The organism is Streptomyces sp. NPDC058620, from assembly GCF_042717135.1.
GTDB lineage: Bacteria > Actinomycetota > Actinomycetes > Streptomycetales > Streptomycetaceae > Streptomyces.
Window position 1 is genome coordinate 1 of the sequence record NZ_JBHXQO010000069.1, and the last position, 16,634, is coordinate 16,634.

General features: G+C 70.8%; 15 protein-coding genes and 1 pseudogene. 7 read left to right on the plus strand and 9 right to left on the minus strand.

The annotated features are described in order from the left end of the window. Positions 1-123: 123 nt before the first annotated feature. Positions 124-690: a DUF1707 and FHA domain-containing protein gene (locus tag ACFWSK_RS33440; RefSeq protein WP_383794628.1), complete on the minus strand. Its 567-nt coding sequence runs from the start codon at positions 688-690 to the stop codon at positions 124-126. 150 nt (positions 691-840) lie between these two features. Between ACFWSK_RS33440 and ACFWSK_RS33445 the strand changes: the two genes are divergently transcribed. The 3 genes from ACFWSK_RS33445 to treZ all read left to right on the plus strand — a co-directional run bounded on the left by ACFWSK_RS33445 (position 841) and on the right by treZ (position 4,916). Then, positions 841-1,794 (plus strand): GNAT family N-acetyltransferase, encoded by a 954-nt coding sequence (locus ACFWSK_RS33445; protein WP_383794631.1) that lies wholly within the window; start codon positions 841-843, stop codon positions 1,792-1,794. Positions 1,795-2,043: 249 nt separating this feature from the next. Next, complete coding sequence (locus ACFWSK_RS33450) at positions 2,044-2,955, plus strand: GNAT family N-acetyltransferase (RefSeq protein ID WP_383794634.1); 912 nt, start codon at positions 2,044-2,046, stop codon at positions 2,953-2,955. A gap of 200 nt (positions 2,956-3,155) precedes the next feature. Next, positions 3,156-4,916, plus strand: a complete 1,761-nt coding sequence (treZ, locus tag ACFWSK_RS33455; RefSeq protein WP_383794637.1) for a malto-oligosyltrehalose trehalohydrolase — start codon at positions 3,156-3,158, stop codon at positions 4,914-4,916. Between the two features lie 35 nt (positions 4,917-4,951). On the opposite strand, the gene ACFWSK_RS33460 is transcribed toward treZ, so the two are convergent. After that, the gene (locus ACFWSK_RS33460) at positions 4,952-6,082 is read right to left on the minus strand and encodes a M24 family metallopeptidase (protein WP_383794640.1); all 1,131 of its coding nucleotides are present in this window, start codon (positions 6,080-6,082) and stop codon (positions 4,952-4,954) included. 99 nt (positions 6,083-6,181) lie between these two features. Continuing rightward, complete coding sequence (locus tag ACFWSK_RS33465) at positions 6,182-6,817, minus strand: nucleoside/nucleotide kinase family protein (protein WP_383794642.1); 636 nt, start codon at positions 6,815-6,817, stop codon at positions 6,182-6,184. An 89-nt stretch (positions 6,818-6,906) separates the two neighbouring features. Between ACFWSK_RS33465 and ACFWSK_RS33470 the strand changes: the two genes are divergently transcribed. Next, positions 6,907-7,296 carry a VOC family protein gene (locus ACFWSK_RS33470; RefSeq protein WP_383794646.1) on the plus strand — a complete coding sequence of 130 codons (390 nt, stop codon included), beginning with the start codon at positions 6,907-6,909 and terminating at the stop codon, positions 7,294-7,296. Between the two features lie 43 nt (positions 7,297-7,339). Here ACFWSK_RS33470 and ACFWSK_RS33475 read toward each other — a convergent pair. After that, positions 7,340-7,486: pseudogene (locus ACFWSK_RS33475) on the minus strand (DNA-binding response regulator); the annotation flags it as partial. Here ACFWSK_RS33475 and ACFWSK_RS33480 point away from each other — a divergent pair. Continuing rightward, positions 7,468-7,815, plus strand: coding sequence for an FtsX-like permease family protein (locus tag ACFWSK_RS33480; protein WP_383794649.1), 348 nt, complete (start codon positions 7,468-7,470; stop codon positions 7,813-7,815). The pseudogene ACFWSK_RS33475 and the gene ACFWSK_RS33480 overlap by 19 nt on opposite strands. Positions 7,816-7,864: 49 nt before the next feature. Here ACFWSK_RS33480 and ACFWSK_RS33485 read toward each other — a convergent pair whose 3' ends face one another. The 5 genes from ACFWSK_RS33485 to ACFWSK_RS33505 all read right to left on the minus strand — a co-directional run bounded on the left by ACFWSK_RS33485 (position 7,865) and on the right by ACFWSK_RS33505 (position 12,712). Beyond that, complete coding sequence (locus tag ACFWSK_RS33485) at positions 7,865-8,794, minus strand: LysR family transcriptional regulator (RefSeq protein WP_383794653.1); 930 nt, start codon at positions 8,792-8,794, stop codon at positions 7,865-7,867. A gap of 60 nt (positions 8,795-8,854) precedes the next feature. Continuing rightward, the gene (locus tag ACFWSK_RS33490; protein ID WP_383794655.1) at positions 8,855-10,048 is read right to left on the minus strand and encodes a glycine C-acetyltransferase; all 1,194 of its coding nucleotides are present in this window, start codon (positions 10,046-10,048) and stop codon (positions 8,855-8,857) included. 60 nt (positions 10,049-10,108) lie between these two features. Next, on the minus strand, positions 10,109-11,137 hold the full coding sequence (tdh, locus tag ACFWSK_RS33495) for an L-threonine 3-dehydrogenase (protein ID WP_383794658.1): 1,029 nt from the start codon (positions 11,135-11,137) through the stop codon (positions 10,109-10,111). A gap of 194 nt (positions 11,138-11,331) precedes the next feature. Beyond that, positions 11,332-12,204, minus strand: coding sequence for a hypothetical protein (locus tag ACFWSK_RS33500; RefSeq protein ID WP_383794661.1), 873 nt, complete (start codon positions 12,202-12,204; stop codon positions 11,332-11,334). 268 nt (positions 12,205-12,472) lie between these two features. Beyond that, positions 12,473-12,712 (minus strand): hypothetical protein, encoded by a 240-nt coding sequence (locus ACFWSK_RS33505; protein WP_383794664.1) that lies wholly within the window; start codon positions 12,710-12,712, stop codon positions 12,473-12,475. A gap of 179 nt (positions 12,713-12,891) precedes the next feature. Here ACFWSK_RS33505 and ACFWSK_RS33510 point away from each other — a divergent pair, with 179 nt between their 5' ends. Together ACFWSK_RS33510 and ACFWSK_RS33515 are read left to right on the plus strand one after the other, a co-directional pair. Further along, entirely contained in the window at positions 12,892-15,888 is a 2,997-nt protein-coding gene (locus ACFWSK_RS33510) for a family 16 glycoside hydrolase (protein WP_383794666.1), read from the plus strand. 120 nt (positions 15,889-16,008) lie between these two features. Next, positions 16,009-16,551 (plus strand): GNAT family N-acetyltransferase, encoded by a 543-nt coding sequence (locus ACFWSK_RS33515; protein ID WP_383794669.1) that lies wholly within the window; start codon positions 16,009-16,011, stop codon positions 16,549-16,551. Positions 16,552-16,634 lie beyond the last annotated feature (83 nt).

Genomic DNA, 16,634 nt, shown 5'->3' on the forward strand with positions numbered 1-16,634 from the left:
CGCAACCCACCCCAACCACCCACCAGGGCCATCACACTCGTCCCACCCACCAAAGCAACCAGCAGACGCCAGAAGAGCACCTAAATCACCGGTATGGCTCTTAGGGGTAGTCGGGCGGGGCCGTCAGGCCGGTGGCCTGAGTACGGGCGCCGTGAGGCGGAAGCTCATCCGCCCGAAGCTCACCTGGTCGCCGTCGCGCACCGGCACCGAGCCGGTGACCCGCTGGCCGTTGACGCAGGTGCCGTTCGTCGAACCGAGGTCGCGCAGGATCCACCGGCTGCCGTGTGCGGTGAGCTCGGCGTGCATCCGAGAGACCGTCTCGTGGCTGAGCCGCAGCCCGTTCCCCGGGTCGCGGCCGATGAGCAGGGGCTGCGGGCCGGATACGGGCAGCAGGAGTTTCGGCAGCCGCTCGGACGTCCAGGCCCTGCGCAGCCGTACGGAGAAGGCCGATACGCCGCCGACGGCACGGAACAGACCGCGCGTCCAGCGTCCGCCGGATTCCAGGTCGCAGGTGAGTGCGTCCAGTTCCTCGGCACGCCGGGCGACCAGGGCCAGTTCCATGCGTCGCATGAACGTGTCGTGCGAGAGCCTGCCCTGCGCCGCACCGTCTCTGAGCACACCGAGAACACGGTCGCGCTGGGCGTCGGAGAGCCGCGCGGGATACGTGTGGAACTCGAAGGAGGACGTCACAGTCCTGATTGTCGGTCCGACCGGGCCGAGGTGTCCAGAAGAACCCTCGTTTCCACCTTGCTGACCTGCGCGGCTGTGGTCTTGGTAACGTCTGCGCCCGCGGGCCGTCCGCGGGGAAGCGGCCGGCCCTTCGCCCTCGAAGGAGACTTTGTGCCCGTAGCACCACAGGAACTGACCGTCCGTCCGCTCACCGGACCGGACGAGCTCGGTCTCTTCTGCCGTCTTTCCTATGTTCTCGACCACGAGCTGGCCGACGACCTCGCCACCGGCCGCCGCCGCCCCGACTGGATGTGGGTGGCGCTGTGGGGCGAGCGTGTCGTGGGCCGGGTGTCCTGGTGGACCTCGCAGGACGGCGGCGCCCCTCTCGCGCTGGACTTCTTCGACCTGGACGACACCCTGCCCGCGCAGGAGCGTCACGACATCGGCGTGCACCTGCTGGAGACGGCCACGCGCGCCGTCGTGCCCGCCGGTGCCGAGCGCCCCGAGTACGGCCGGTTCATACCGCCGGACTGGCGTGAGGACCCGGCGGCGCGTGACGTCGTCGAGGCCCGGACACGGGTCATGGAACAGACCGGCGCCCGGATGCTGGTGGAGCGGCTGCGTCTGGAGTGGCGCGAGGGTACGCCGGTCCCCGAGGACTCGGGCCGTCTGGTGTTCCGCCCCGTCACCGGGCGTGAGGACCTGCTCGCGCTGATGACCCCGGTGATGGAGGGGACCCTCGACGCGCACGGCCAGGCGGACATGGCGACCGGCATCGGTGCCCGCGAGGCGGCCGAGAAGCATTACGAGGAGGAGCTCGCGGGCTACACGACGCCGCAGGGGTGGTGGCGGATCGCGGAGCTGCCCGGCGGCGAGCCGGTCGGGTTCGTGATCCCCGCGCGCAACAACTACAACCCGATCATCGCGTACATCGGTGTGCTGCCCGCGCACCGCGGCAAGGGCTACATCGACGACATCCTCGCCGAGGGCACCCGTGTACTGGCGGCGACAGGGGTGGACCGGATCAGGGCGGCGACCGATCTCGGCAACGTCCCGATGGCGAAGTCCTTCGAGCGCCTGGGGTACGTGAACTTCGAGCGCGCGTTCAACATGGTCTGGGACTGACCGTTCGATGGCCTGCGGACGGGGCCGTCCACGGGGGACGTAAGTAAACCCGTGGACGGCCCTCCCGGGTCGCGTTAGGGTGAGCCGCGAAGTCAACGGCCCCGGTCGAGGAAGGAGGCGAGAAGCAGTGCGTACCAGCACCGGCACCACCACACGTACCACTTCATACCCGCGCTCCCGTCCCGTCCGCAGGGCGGTGTCGGACTCCGTCTGACCGGGAGCGCGCGCTTCGTCCCGGAGGACACTTCCATGACCGGTCTGGTCATTCGCGCGCTCACCCAGAGCGACGCCTCTCTTTTCGACTCCCTGCAGGATGACGGCCTCGTCGGCCGCGCCGCTTTCGGGCACCAATACGGCACGGTCGCCGATGGCGGGGAGTACCGCCCCGAGTGGACCTGGATCGCGCTGCGGGACGACACCGTCGTCGCCAGGGCCGCCTGGTGGTCGGGTCCCGACGACACCGAGCCCGTCCTGCTCAACTGGTTCGACTTCGCCGAGGGCGAGGACGAGGCCGGCACCGAACTGCTGCGCCGTTCCTCCCTGTACGCCGAGTACGAGCTGATCCTGCCCGCGAACTGGCGGGAGGTCCCCGCGGTCCGTGCGGCGGCCGAGGCCCGGATCGCCGCCGCCACCGCGGCCGGCATGAAGCCGCTCGTCGAGCGGTACCGCTATCTCTGGACGCCGGACTGCGGCCTTCCGGAGCGCCCCGGCCGGCTGACGTTTCGCCCGGAACCCGATGACGCGGTGATCCTCGACGTCCTGCGTCGCGTCCACTCCGTCACGCTGGACGCGCACGCCCGGCGTGCCATCGAGGGGCCGGGGGGTCTGGAGGAGGCGGCTCAGGAGGAGCTGGACTTCTTCAACTGGTGCCCCTCGCCGCGTTCCTGGTGGCAGCTCGCGTACACGGCGGACGGTGAACTGGCCGGCCTCCATGTGCCCGCCCGCAACCCCTCGGGTCCGTGCATCGGCTTCATCGGGGTCGTACCCGAGGCACGCGGGCACGGCTACGGCTACGACCTGCTCGTGGAGTGCACGCACTTCCTGGCAGCCGAGGGCGCCGAGTTCATCGCGGGCGCGACGGACCGGGGGAACGTGCCGATGGCCGCCGCGTTCGCTCGGGCGGGCCACCCGGTGACGCAGGAACGCATCCACCTGGTCTAGCGACCGCCGGACCGGGGCGGGCGCACCACGACCGCGCCCGCCCCGGTCCGCATACCAGCCGCACGAGGGACCTTCCTCTCCCGCCCGGCCTTGCTACGTATGAGCAGAACCCGGCAGGGCAATGATCAGGGGCAGACCCTGATCGCCAGAAACGGACGGGCCTGTCGCCGGGCATCCGGTTCACGGACGAGGAGTGGCGCATGCAGTTCGAGGTGTGGGCACCCGACGCGGAGTCGGTCGGGCTCCAAGTGGCGGGCGGGACGCAGCCGATGGAGCGGGACGCGACGCGGCCCGGCTGGTGGACCGCCCTGGCGGAGGCCGCCGACGGCGACCGTTACGGCTACTCGGTGGACGGCGGGCCCGTGCTCCCCGACCCGCGCTCGCGCCGCCAGCCGGACGGCCCCGACGGCGAGAGCGCCGTGTACGACCACAACACCTATGTCTGGCGCAACGAATGGGCGGGGCGCGGGCTGCCCGGCGCCGTCCTGTACGAACTGCACGTCGGTACGTACACCGGGGCGGGAACCTTCGACGCCGCCGCCGAACGGCTCGGGCACCTCGCCGAGCTGGGCATCACCCATGTGTCGCTGATGCCGGTCTGTCCCTTCCCCGGCACCCACGGGTGGGGGTACGAGGGGGTGTCGCTGTGGGCCGTGCACGAGCCGTACGGCGGCCCCGCCGGGCTGAAACGCTTCGTCGACACGGCACACGGCCTGGGGCTCGGCGTCATCCTGGACGTGGTCCACAACCACCTGGGCCCGTCGGGGAACTACCTCCCCGCCTTCGGGCCCTACTTCACCGACACGCACCACACCCCGTGGGGCGCGGCCGTGAACCTGGACGCGCCGGGGTCCGACGAGGTGCGGGCGTATCTGCTGGGAAGCGCGCTCGCCTGGCTGCGTGACTACCGGCTCGACGGTCTGCGGCTGGATGCCGTCCACGCCCTCGCCGACACCCGGGCGCTCACCTTCCTGGAGGAGCTCTCCACGGCGGTCGACTCGCTCGCGGCGGACACCGGCCGGCCGCTCTCGCTCATCGCCGAGGCCGATCTCTGCGACCCGCGCACGACCACACCGCGCGAGGCCGGCGGCCTCGGGCTGCACGCCCAGTGGAACGACGACTTCCATCACGCCCTGCACACCGCGCTCACCGGCGAGTCCCAGGGGTACTACGCCGACTTCGCCGCCGCCCCGCTCGCGGCCCTCGCCAAGACCGTGACCAGCGCCTTCTTCCACAACGGGACGTACTCCAGCTTCCGTGGCCGTACGCACGGCCGCCCCGTCGACGTCAGCCGGACCGCCGCCCACCGATTCGTCGGCTACGCGCAGACCCATGACCAGATCGGCAACCGGGCTCTCGGCGACCGGCTCGCCGCGTCCCTCTCCCCCGGGCTCCAGGCGTGCGCGGCGGCCCTGGTGCTCACCGGCCCCTTCAGCCCGATGCTGTTCATGGGCGAGGAGTGGGGGGCCCGCACGCCGTGGCAGTTCTTCACCGACCACACCGACCCGGAGCTGGCGGAGGCCGTCCGTAACGGCCGGCGGCGCGAGTTCGGGGCGCACGGCTGGGCGGAGGAGGAGATTCCCGATCCGCAGGACCCGGCCACCCGCGACCGCTCCTGCCTCGACTGGAGCGAACCGGAACGCGAGCCGCACGCGCGCATGCACGCCTGGTACCGCGAACTGATCGCGCTGCGCCGCGCGATGCCCGATCTGCACGACCCGGACCTGGCGACGGTGAGGACCGCGTACGACGAGGCCGCCCGCTGGCTGGCGTACCGCAGGGGCGATCTGCGGATCGCGGTCAACCTCTCCGGGAAGCCGGCCACCATCCCGCTGGGCGGTGGCCGGCACCGCAGCGGCGGGGGCAGGGTGCTGGCGGCCTGGGAGCCGGTCGAGGCACCCGGTGCGGACGGGCTGCTGCATCTTCCGCCGGAGTCGTGCGTGATCCTCGCCGACGACTGACGCGTACGCGGACCGTGCGTTCGCTCCGGTGGCCGCTACTCGACGATCGCCAGTTCGCGTGCGGTGGTGTTCAGCCTGCGGCCGCCGTCCTCCGTCACCGTCACGATGTCCTCGATCCGGACCCCGAAGCGGCCGGGGAGGTAGATGCCGGGCTCCACGGAGAAGCACATGCCGGGCACCAGCGGCTGCTCCTCGCCCTCGATCATGTACGGCGGTTCGTGGGTGGTGACGCCGATGCCGTGGCCTGTGCGGTGGATGAACCGCTCGCCGTAGCCGAACTCGGTGATGACGGCGCGGGCGGCCCGGTCGATCTCCTGGCAGGCGACGCCCGGCCGGACGGCACGGCAGCCCGCCTCCTGCGCCTCCCGCACGATGTCGTGCACCCGCTGCTCCTCGGCGGTCGGTTCGCCGACGTGGACGGTGCGGGAGGTGTCGGAGCCGTACCCGTGCTTGAGGCCGCCGAAGTCGAGCACGACCATGTCGCCCCGCTCGATGACCCGCTCGCCCGCCTCGTGGTGCGGGTTGGCGCCGTTGGGGCCTGAGCCGACGACGGTGAAGTCGACCTGGGAGTGGCCGAACTGCTTGAGGAGCGCCGACAGGTCGGCGGCCACGTCGGTCTCCCCGCGGCCGGAGAAGCGCACCTTGAGGATCTCGCGGTACGTGGCGTCGGCGGCGGCTCCGGCGGCCGTGAGCCGCTCCAGTTCATGGGCGTCCTTCACGGCCCGGAGCATGGGCAGTGCCTCGGTGAGCGAGGCGTACGAGGTGCCGGGCAGGAGCTGCTGGAGCCCGAGGAGGTGCATCGCCCAGGCGTTGTCGCTGATCCCGAACCGGCCCTCGGAGTCGAGCAGCGGGGCGGTGACCGCGTACGGGTCCTTGCCGTCGGTCCAGTCGCGCAGGGTGAGCGCGGGGGCTCCGACGGCCTGCTCGGCGTCAGGTGCCTCCAGGGTCGGGACGACGAGGACCGGGTCCTGTCCCGCGGCGAGGACGAGGACGGTGAGGCGTTCGGTGATCGCGGTCGGCTGGTAGCCGGTCAGATGGACGAGGTCGGGGCCGGGCGCGACGAGGAGACCGGCGAGACCCGCGTCGGCGGCGGACTCGACGGCGCGGTCCATGCGCGCCCGGTAGTCGTCGGCGGTGAACGGCACGGGCTGGTTCGGGCTGGACATGCGGACCTCCTGGCGACGCGGCACGGCACGGCACGGCACGGCACACAGCATCCTGCCGGTCGGAGCACGTTCGTGCGAACGGGGGTGAATCCCGGCTGGTCAGTGGGCGTGGCCGAGCCGTACGACGAGGTCGGCGCGGGCGCGGCCCCGCTCGGCCAGGCGGGAGTTCGACTCGTCGGAGCCGGCGACCCAGCGCTCGGCGTGCGGGCGGGACTTGCCGAAGCGCACATGCCGGTCGACGAGCCGGCGCACGCGCAGCCCGGGGTCGACGTCCAGGTACCACGTCTCGTCGAGCAGCCCGCGTACGGGAGCCCACGCTCCGTCGTCGTGCAGGAGGTAGTTGCCCTCGGTGACGACGAGCGGGATGCCGGGCGGTACGGGGACGGAGCCGGCGACCGGTTCCTCCAGCGCACGGTCGAAGGCGGGTGCGTAGACGGGTCCGGGCTCGGCGGTGTCGCGGAGCCGTCGCAGGAGGGCGGCGTATCCGGCGGCGTCGAAGGTGTCGGGGGCGCCCTTGCGGCCGGTGCGGCCGAGGCGGTCCAGTTCCGCCTGCGCGAGGTGGAAGCCGTCCATGGGGACGAGGACGGCCAGCCCGTCCAGCGCGTCGACGAGCCGGGCGGCCAGCGTGGACTTCCCGGCGCCCGGCGGTCCCGCGATGCCGAGGATGCGGCGGCGGCCGGGGACTGCCAGGAACCGGGCGCGGGCCGTCAGGGCGGCGAGGTCACTCGTGTCCATGCCGGTCATTGTGCTGGCGGGGGTGGCGGGAGCGTTAGTGTTACGTACAACTTCACGAGCCACCGTCACACGTCACATCGAGGTATGACATGTCACAGATCGCCCTCGTCACCCTGGTCGTCACCGACTACGACGAAGCCATCGCCTTCTACCGCGACTCCCTGGGATTCGAGCTGGTGGAGGACTCCGACCGGGGTGACGGCTCCCGTTGGGTGGTCGTGCGCCCGCGCGGCGGCAAGGCGGGGGCGGGGCTGCTGCTGGCCCGTGCGAAGGACGAGGCTCAGCGCGCGAGCGTCGGCGCGCAGACCGGCGGCCGGGTGGGTTTCTTCCTGCACACCGAGGACTTCGCGGGCGACCACGCACGGATGCGGGCCGCCGGGGTGCGGTTCCTGGAGGAGCCGCGGCACGAGGTCTACGGTTCCGTGGCGGTCTTCGAGGACCTGTACGGCAACCGCTGGGACCTGTTGCAGCCTGCGTGAGCCCGCCCCCGGTGCGGGCCCGCGTCACGCGAGACAGCCGGTGCCCTGCGCCCCCCTGGGCGAGCAGTTCGGCGGCGTGCGTCTCCTCGACGTACTGCGACAGGACCAGGATCGGCAGGTCGGGCATTTCCGCGCGGGCGGCGAGCGCGGCACGCAGGCCCTCGTCGCGGAATGCCGGCGGCAGCCGTACGCACGCTGGCCCTCATCCCGGTGGGCCGGCGCGGCGAGTTCCGGCTGCTGCGGGTGGCGGGTGCGGGGCGCAGGCAGGTGTCGCGGACGCTGCTCGTCGAGACGGGCCTGTTCTCGGCGACGGGCCTGGCGGTGGGCACGCTGGTCGCGGCGGTGCCGCTGGTGGCGTTCTCGGTGTCGGTGACGGTGACGGTGACGGGTGCGATGCCCTATCTGCCGCCGGGACGGTACGGGGCGTTGGCCGCGGCGGTGGTGGTGGCGGCGACGATCGGCACGGTGGGGCCGGGGTCGTCCGACGGCCGCTTCGCCCTCAAGCGCCGGGCGGGCTGAGAGGGCCCCGCCGACCCGAGCCGGTGGACGGGCCGGGACGACCGGGACGCTACGGCGTACGCGCGGCCAGATCTTCCTCTCTCGTCCCCGCCGCCCCCAGCGCGTCCAGCACCGGCCGGATCAGGGGGTGGCACTCCGCGCCCTGGCGGACCGCCGCGAAGACCCGGCGGGTCGGTGCGCTGCCCTCCACGGGGCGTACGACCACTCCCGTCCGTTCCACCCCGCGCAACGCGGACCTCGGGACCAGGGCCACGCCCGCGCCCGCCCCGGCCAGCGCGACCACCGCGCGGAAGTCGTCCGAGGAGTGTTCGAGGCGGGGTTCGAAGCCGGCGAACTCGCATGCGAGGACCACCACGTCGTGGCAGGGGTTCCCCGGATACGGCCCGATCCACGGGTCCTTCGCGAGGTCCGCGACCGCCACCTGGTCCTGCCCGGCCAGCCGGTGGTCCACGGGCAGCACCGCGTCGAAGGGTTCCGAGTAGAGCGGCACCCGTGTCAGCCGCTCGTCGTCCGCCCCCGGTGCGCCCCGGTACTCGACGGCGACCGCCACATCCACCTGCCGGTCCAGCACCATCGGCACGCTCGCATCACCCTCGGCGTCCTGTACCCGGACCCGGATGCCGGGAGCGGTGAGGTTCAGTTCCGTGATGGCGGGGGCGAGGACCAGTGCGATGCCGGTGGCGAACGCGGCGACCGTCACCGTGCCGGCCACTCCCGCGCTGTACGCCGCGAGCTCCGCCTCGGCCCGTTCCAGCTGGGCCAGCACCACGTTGGTGTGGGTCAGCAGGATCTCCCCCGCCGCCGTGAGCCGCGCCCCGCGCGCCCCCCGTTCGACGAGCCGGTGACCGGTCTCCTGTTCCAGGGCGGCGAGCTGCTGGGACACCGCGGAGGGGGTCAGATACAGCGCGGCGGCCGCAGCAGTCACCGTGCGGTGGTCCGCCACCGCACGCAGAATACGCAGCCGCCGTGCATCGATCATGTGCCCTATTGTCCCAGGTCCGGATCGTTCCGGGACCCGTGGAACCCCGGGCGGGCCCCGCTATTCCGCCAGCGCGGCCCGCGCGTCGACGAAGGCGTCCACGGCACGGTTCACGTCGTCCGTGGAGTGCGCGGCGGACAGCTGCACGCGGATGCGCGCCGCGCCCTGCGGGACGACCGGGTACGAGAACCCGATCACGTACACACCGCGCTCGAGAAGCAGCTCCGCCATCCGGCCTGCCTTCGCCGCGTTCCCGAACATGACGGGGGCGATGGCGTGGTCGCCGGGCAGGACGTCGAAGCCTTCCTCGGTCATCCGGGTCCGGAAGAGCGCGGTGTTGGCGTTGAGCCGGTCTCGCAGCTCGCCCGCGGACTCCAGCAGGTCGATGACCTTGAGGGAGGCGGCGGCGATGACGGGCGCGAGCGAGTTGGAGAAGAGGTACGGGCGCGAGCGCTGGCGCAGCAGGGCGACGATCTCGGCGCGGGCCGCGACGTAGCCGCCGGACGCGCCGCCGAGTGCCTTGCCGAGGGTGCCGGTGATGATGTCGACGCGGTCCATGACGTCGTGCAGCTCGGGGGTGCCGCGCCCACCGGCGCCGACGAAGCCCACGGCGTGCGAGTCGTCGACCATGACCATGGCGTCGTGGCGGTCGGCCAGGTCGCAGATCTCGCGCAGCGGAGCGACGTAACCGTCCATGGAGAACACACCGTCGGTGACGATGAGCCTGCGCCGCGCGCCGGACGCCTCCTTGAGCTGCTGCTCCAGGTCGGCCATGTCGCGGTTGGCGTACCGGAAGCGCTGGGCCTTGGAGAGCCGGATGCCGTCGATGATCGAGGCGTGGTTCAGGGCGTCGGAGATGACCGCGTCCTCGGCGCCGAGGAGGGTCTCGAAGACACCGCCGTTGGCGTCGAAGCAGGAGGAGTAGAGGATCGTGTCCTCCTGGCCGAGGAACGACGACAGCCGCTGCTCCAGCTCCTTGTGGACCTCCTGGGTGCCGCAGATGAAGCGGACCGAGGCGAGCCCGTAGCCCCAGCGGTCCAGTGCCTCGTGCGCGGCGGCGACGACCTCGGGGTGGTCGGCGAGGCCGAGGTAGTTGTTGGCGCAGAAGTTGAGGACCTCGCCGGGGCGTCCGCCGGAGGTGACAGCGACGGTCGCGGACTGCGGGGTGCCGATCACGCGCTCGGGCTTGTGGAGTCCGGCGGCCTTGATCTCGTCGAGGGTGGTGCGCACGTCGTCACGTACGGAGTCGAACATGAGGGGTGTCTCCCGGCTCGGTAGCTGGATACGTCAGTGGCTGGACTGGAGGCGCGTGGTTCAGGCGGTCCAGTCGAGGATGACCTTGCCACCGAGACCACTCGCCGCGTCGTCGAACGCCGCTTCGAAGTCGCGGTAGCCGTATCGTCCTGTGATCACGGGGGCGAGGTCCAGACCGCCCTCCAGCAGCACGGACATCGCGTACCAGGTCTCGTACATCTCGCGGCCGTAGATGCCCTTGATGGTGATCATCGAGGTGACGACGCGCGACCAGTCGACGGCGAAATCCTCGGCGGGCAGTCCGAGCATCGCGATCCGGCCGCCGTGCGTCATGTTCGCGATCATGTCGCGCATCGCCTCGGGCCGGCCGGACATCTCCAGGCCGATGTCGAAGCCCTCACGGAGTCCGAGGTGCTTCTGTCCGTCGGCGATGGTCTCGTCCACGACGTTGAGCGCCAGGCTGACACCGACCTTGCGGGCCAGTTCGAGACGGGCCTCGCTCACATCGGTGATCATGATGTTGCGGGCACCGGCGTGGCGGGCGACGGCCGCGGCCATGATGCCGATCGGGCCCGCGCCGGTGATCAGCACGTCCTCGCCGACCAGCGGGAAGGACAGGGCGGTGTGCACGGCGTTGCCGAACGGGTCGAAGATCGCGGCGATGTCGAGGTCCACGGGGACCCGGTGCACCCAGACGTTGGAGGCGGGCAGTGCGACGTACTCGGCGAACGCACCGTCCCGGCCGACGCCGAGCCCGAGGGTGGAGCGGCAGAGGTGGCGCCGGCCGGCCAGACAGTTGCGGCACTTGCCGCAGACGAGGTGGCCCTCGCCGCTGACGAGGTCGCCGATCTCGATGTCGACGACGTCGGAGCCGAGCTCGGCGACCTCGCCGACGAACTCGTGGCCCAGGACGAGCGGGGTGCGCACGGCCTGCTGGGCCCAGCCGTCGTAGGCCCGGATGTGCAGATCGGTGCCGCAGATGCCAGTGCGGAGCACCTTGATGAGTACGTCGCCGGGACCGATCTCCGGTTCCGGCACGTCCATCAGCCAGAGCCCCGGCTCGGCCTTCTGCTTCACGAGTGCCTTCACGGCTGCGGCTCCCTGTGCCTGGTGCGGCGTTGAGTACCCCGGGCCGGGGGCATGGGGAAGAACGCCTGCGGCCCGGGGAAGACATGAGGTACGGCAGGTCGCCGGTGCGCGTCGGACGTCCGGCTCCGCGCACCACTCTCTGCCGTCAGGGAGCAATCTGCCGCACCCCGCGCCGCAGGTCCATCGAGGATTTCTTAAGCGCCCCCGCAGCTCCGCTTCACGCCGTCCGCGGGCCCGCTGGACTGCGTGGCCGCACGTCCGCGGGTCCACCTGTCGGCCTGGACCTTCGCGTACGAGCCGAAGAAGCGGGCCCGGCCCTCTTCGATCCGGTAGAGGAAGATCCCCCGCTCCGGCCGCACCTGGCGGGTGGGGTGGAAGGACAGGGGCCGGGTGGCCCACCCTTCGGCGGCTCGTGCGGCGCCTTCGAGGAAGGCGGGGGCCAGGAACGGGGCCGGTGGCCAGGCGGGTGCCGGTGAAAACCGGCGGCCGTCGGCGCCGTGGCGCAGCGGGCGGCACGGCTGGGCGATGCCCCGGCGTAGGCGACGGCGTCCGCGCGGCCCGCGACCGCGGCGCGGGCGGGCGGGCGGGGCGAAGGTGTCGGCCGTCGCTTCGACGCCGTGCACCGTGACCGAGGCCCCGGCTACGGGCGCGGCGTCGCGGATGCGGTTGGTGACGGCCCAGCTGCCGCGCCGGTCGGTCCGGTCCTCGATGACGTGGATTCGGTCGGCCGGGCGGACGTTGACCAGGTAGTGGATCAGGCCCACGGTCAGCGTCTCGTCGAACGGGCTGATGACGCACAGCGTCTTCGTTCCGGTGAGGAGGCCGGCAGTGCTGGCCACGGGCGAGACGACGACCACGGCGAGGCGCGCCTTCTCGTAGCGGTCGACGACGGCCTCCGCCGTGATGTCCGTGGTGGGTCCGACGACGGCGAGGACGTCCGAATCAGCGGCCGGCCGGTCGGCCACCCGCAGGGCGCGGGCCGGTTCCCGGCATCGTCCTCGGTGCGCGGAGCGGGCCGGAGGCCCACGCCGGGTCCTCCGGTCAGGTCGGCGGGCAGTCGTGGTCATCCAGGATGCCGTACGCGTACGCGCATCGGCCCGCGATACGTCACGAGTCCCCTCCCCACCTCACCGACAACGGCCTCGACCATGGGAGCGGCGGTTTGTGAAATACCTCGTGGGCCGGGTTCCGCTCTCAGGACGGTGTGCCTCTCAACAGGAACGCGCTGATGTGCGCGGCAAGCACCGCGGGCTGGTCCTCCGTGATGAGGGTGCAGCTGTCGACGACCTCCACCAGCTGCCCCCGGGGCAGGAGTTCGGCGAGCCGGCGGCCGGGCTAAAGCGGCATGGCCTTGTCCTCGGCCGCCCGGACGACGAGCGCCGGGCGGCCGAAGTCACGCAGCTTCTCGGTCCAGCGGAGCAGCTCCTGTTCGGGTGGCACTCCGAGGACGCACTTTCCGCAGGTCGCGCGGATCTCCGGGGAGGTCCACAGCGGCCGGAACCACTCGTCCATCACCGCGTCTTTCAGCCGAGCCGCGCCGGGTGGCCGGAACGCCCAGGGACGTGGATGCGACACCTTTCGGTTTGTCGCATCCGACTTTGAACACAGTGGTGACGAAGTATGGACGTCATCAGCAAAAGCCTCCTACTGTTTCCGTCGCAACCCCCCAACTCCCGCTCAGGTAAGGCGCTGCCGGACCACTCCCGTAGAACGTTCGCCCGCGCGCCCCTCGCTGGAGGGGCCCAGGAGGAAGAATGAACTCACGGCTGTATCACCGCTGCCGCAGACGCCTGGCGGGTCTGCTCGTCGCCTCGTTCCTCGTCGGCGCCTTCTCGACGTCACCGGCCGGGGCCGAGCCCTCGGCGCAGGAGGTACTTCCGCCGCAGGAACCGGGTGTGACGCTGCGTGTCTTCGATGTGCAGGTTCCGCTCAGCGAGTTGTGCGACATCAAGGCCGGACAGACGCCGAACGTCGACAAGTTGATGCCGACGATCGACTGGAGTTCCACCGACGACTTCGGATTCGGCGACTACTTCGTGGCGCATGTGATCGGCAATATCGCCGTCCCGCAAGACGGTCAGTACACCTTCCAGCTGACCAGCGACGACGGTTCGCGGCTGCTGATCGACGACCAGCTGGTCATCGATCACGACGGGCTGCACGGCGCCGACCCCAAGGACGGCTCGGTCACTCTCTCCGCCGGTCACCACTCCTTGCGTATCGAGCACTTCGAGCGCACGGGCGGGCAGCAGGTCACTCTGGCGTGGCAGCCTCCCGGCGCCTCCGGTTTCAGCGTCGTGCCGAACTCGGTGCTGAGCACCGATGCCGACGTCGTCCGGGTCACGGCGCCCGGCCGTAAGGAGTGCGAGGGCGTATCGGACGCTCCGGGCGACGGGCTGCCCCTGAACTCCGTCCACCCCGACTACGAGCTGACCGACCTTCGCCCTGCGGGCTTCGAACCGCAGGTCACCGCGATGGACTGGCTCCCGAACGGCCGGCTGGCCGTGGCCACCTGGGGCGGCAGCACGAATACGGCGGGCGAGGTCTACCTCCTCGACAACGTCCAGGGGAACACCGACACGAGCAAGGTGACGGCCAAGAAGGTCATCGGCGGACTCAGGGAGCCGATGGGGATCGCTTCGGTCGACGGCAAGTTGTACGTCTCGCAGAAGCACGAGCTGACCGAGCTCACGGATACCGACGGCGACGACGTGATTGACCGGCAGAAGACGATCGCCACCTGGCCGTTCGGAGGCAATTTCCACGAGTTCGCCTTCGGCCTGCTGTACAAGAAGGGCTTCTTCTACCTCAATCTCTCGGTGGCGATCAACTACGGCGGTGCGACCACTGATCCGCAGCCCACGAAGAACCGGGGCTCCACGATCAAGGTGAACCGGAAGACCGGCGAGGTCTCGTACGTCGCCGGCGGTCTGCGTACGCCCAACGGCATCGGCTGGGGGCCGGGCGGCGACATCTTCGTCACCGACAACCAGGGCGGCTGGCTGCCGTCGTCGAAGCTGGTCCACATCAAGCAGGACCGCTTCTTCAACCACTACACGAACCCGGACGGCCCGTTCGACGCGAACCCGGTGACCAAGCCCGTGCTGTGGCTTCCGCAGAACGACATAGCGAACTCCCCCAGCACCCCGCTCCAGCTCACGAAAGGCAGGTTCGCGGGGCAGATGCTGTTCGGTGACGTGACCTACGGCGGTATCCAGCGGGCGTATCTGGAGAAGGTCAAGGGCCAGTACCAAGGCGCCGTGTTCCGCTTCACCCAGGGGCTGGAGGCCGGGGTCAACCGGATCAGCATGGGTCCGGACGGTGCGATCTACGCCGGTGGCCTGGGCGCCGGCGGCAACTGGGGCCAGGAGGGCAAGCTCACCTACGGTCTTCAGAAGCTGTCGCCCAGCGGGGACAAAGCCTTCGACATCCTGGCGATGCGGGCGAAGCGCGGCGGCTTCGAGCTGGAGTACACCCAGCCGCTCTCCGACGAGACGGCGGCCGAGCTGGCGAAGCAGTACAAGGTCAAGCAGTGGTTCTACGTCCCGACCCCCTCCTACGGTGGTCCGAAGGCCGGCGAGGAGACCCTGTCCGTACGGTCGGCCACGCTGTCGACCGACCGCAAGAAGGTCACCCTGGACATCCCCGGCCTGGAGACCAACCGCGTCGTCCACGTCCGTTCCCCGCGCCCCTTCAGTTCGGCGAGCGGCGAATCCCTCTGGAGTACGGAGGCGTGGTACACACTCAACTCCATGCCCGGCAAACAGACCGCCTCCCCCCTGTACGAGGCGGAGGAAGCGACCCTCACCGGCGGCGCATCCTTCAACACCGACCACCCCGGTTACTCGGGTGGCGGCTTCGTCGACGGCTACGGCACCGAGGGTGCGTCCACCACCTTCGATGTCGACGTCGATGCGGCAGGCACGTACGACGTGGGCCTGCGCTACTCCAACGGACCGAATCCGTTCACCGGCACCAAGAGCGTCAGCGTCTACGTCAACGGCACGAAGATCAAACAGACCAGTCTGCTCAGCACCCGCGACTGGGACACCTGGTCGACACAGACCGAGCAACTGGCCCTGCGGGCCGGGAGCAACCGGATCGCCTATGTCCACGACAGCGGCGACACCGGTCACGTCAACCTCGATCTGATCACCGTGCGCCCCAAGGGCGAACGCATCCCCCTGTTCGACGGATCGAGCCAGGCGGCCTGGCAGCACACCGACGGCCGGGCATCGCAATGGCCGCTGGCCGGCGACTCGATGGAAGTCTGCTGCGGCGACATCCGTACCAAGGAGGCGTTCAAGGACTTCACCCTCCACGTCGAATTCTGGCTGCCGAACCTCCCGCCGGACGTGACCGGTCAGAACCGCGCGAACAGTGGCGTCTACCTCCAGGACCGCTACGAGATCCAGATTCTCGACTCGTACGGTGACACGACCCCCGCGGACAACGAGGCCGGGGCGATCTACACCAAGAAGGCCCCGGACATCAACGCCGCGACCGCACCGGAGACCTGGCAGTCGTACGACATCACCTTCCACGCGGCCCGCTTCGACACGGCGGGCAACAAGACCTCCGACGCCCGGGTCACGGTGGTGTGGAACGGTAAGACCATCCACGACGACGTGGCCATCGACGGACCCACGGGTGCCGGCGCCCCCGAGGGCCCGTCGGCCGGAGCCATCCGCCTCCAGGACCATGGCAGCAAGGTCCGCTACCGCAACATCTGGATCGAACCGCTGGTCTAGGCCGTCCGGCGGATCGTTGCGGGCCCGCGACGTACCCCCAGGCTCTGGGGCCTGGGGGTACCAGGGAAGATGCCCTTATTTGGTTTGCCGTCGGCGAGCCCGGTCGGATAAGAAGCTTGCATGCTAAAGGGCGGCAAGGTCGGGCTCAGGGCCCGGCACGAGGACGACATCCCGATCCTGCGGGCCGAGCTCTACGACGACGTCGTCAACGCCTCGCGGGCCGAAGGCGGGCCGTGGCGGCCGATCACGCCCGGTTCGAAGGACGCGCGGCTGGTGGTGGACGACAAGGAGGAGGGGCACGTCCCGTTCTCCGTGGTGGAGTTGGACGGCGGAACGCTGGTCGGTACCGCCACGCTCTGGGGCATCGACAACCACAACCGGTCCGCGCACATCGGGCTGGGGTTGCTGCCGTCCTCCCGCGGCAAGGGCTACGGCACCGACGTGGTCGCGGTGCTGTGCCACTACGGTTTCGTCGTGCGCGGCCTGCAGCGGCTGCAGATCGAGACGCTGTCGGACAACGCCGCGATGCTGCGCTCCGCCGAGCGCAACGGCTTCGTCCGCGAGGGCGTACTGCGCTCCTCGGCCTGGGTGATGGGCGAGTTCCTGGACGAGGTGCTGCTCGGACTCCTCGTCCAGGACTGGAAGCCGGACTCGAACGGCTAGAGGGTCCGCGCGGCCGGGAGCGGGGGCCGGTCAGGAAGCGGATGGGGCAGCACAGCAGTACACCCCGGCCACCCCGGCCGCTC

Bases quoted from the DNA above. Each gene is read 5' to 3' on its own strand.
- ACFWSK_RS33450 (WP_383794634.1), top strand. From the start codon at position 2,044: ATGACCGGTCTGGTCATTCGCGCGCTCACCCAGAGCGACGCCTCTCTT.
- treZ (WP_383794637.1), top strand. From the start codon at position 3,156: ATGCAGTTCGAGGTGTGGGCACCCGACGCGGAGTCGGTCGGGCTCCAA.
- ACFWSK_RS33460 (WP_383794640.1), bottom strand. From the start codon at position 6,082: ATGTCCAGCCCGAACCAGCCCGTGCCGTTCACCGCCGACGACTACCGG.
- ACFWSK_RS33465 (WP_383794642.1), bottom strand. From the start codon at position 6,817: ATGGACACGAGTGACCTCGCCGCCCTGACGGCCCGCGCCCGGTTCCTG.
- ACFWSK_RS33470 (WP_383794646.1), top strand. From the start codon at position 6,907: ATGTCACAGATCGCCCTCGTCACCCTGGTCGTCACCGACTACGACGAA.
- ACFWSK_RS33480 (WP_383794649.1), top strand. From the start codon at position 7,468: ATGCCGGCGGCAGCCGTACGCACGCTGGCCCTCATCCCGGTGGGCCGG.
- ACFWSK_RS33485 (WP_383794653.1), bottom strand. From the start codon at position 8,794: ATGATCGATGCACGGCGGCTGCGTATTCTGCGTGCGGTGGCGGACCAC.
- ACFWSK_RS33490 (WP_383794655.1), bottom strand. From the start codon at position 10,048: ATGTTCGACTCCGTACGTGACGACGTGCGCACCACCCTCGACGAGATC.
- ACFWSK_RS33500 (WP_383794661.1), bottom strand. From the start codon at position 12,204: ATGACCACGACTGCCCGCCGACCTGACCGGAGGACCCGGCGTGGGCCT.
- ACFWSK_RS33510 (WP_383794666.1), top strand. From the start codon at position 12,892: ATGAACTCACGGCTGTATCACCGCTGCCGCAGACGCCTGGCGGGTCTG.
- ACFWSK_RS33515 (WP_383794669.1), top strand. From the start codon at position 16,009: ATGCTAAAGGGCGGCAAGGTCGGGCTCAGGGCCCGGCACGAGGACGAC.